Origin of the sequence: Niallia sp. 01092, from assembly GCF_052318935.1 — a bacterium.
In the GTDB taxonomy this organism is placed as follows: Bacteria; Bacillota; Bacilli; order Bacillales; family Cytobacillaceae; genus Niallia.
The window spans coordinates 1-208 of the sequence record NZ_JBQRKO010000101.1 but is presented as its reverse complement, the minus strand read 5'-3'; the positions used below and the strand labels follow the sequence as shown (position 1 = coordinate 208).

Annotated in this window: 1 protein-coding gene; it reads right to left on the bottom strand. The window is 36.5% G+C overall.

What is annotated here, in order from left to right:
• Positions 1 to 208 (bottom strand): transposase (locus ACTXGU_RS22495; protein WP_443483710.1); only part of this gene is annotated, 208 nt, incomplete at both ends.

Below are 208 nucleotides of genomic sequence, written 5' to 3'. Positions count from 1 at the left end.
TGTAGATATAACAAAACTTGCATTGACATCTGCATTTTGTTTATGTCCACATGAGCATGTATACAAAGAGCCTCGACGGTTCTTTTTTTGTTTATGTCCACATTTGGAGCATTCTTGACTCGTTTTATACGGGTCTACTTTTTGCACTTCCAGCTCGGCTAATTGTGCTTTGTATATAAGTTTTGTTTCTAAGTCAAAGAAAGCCCAA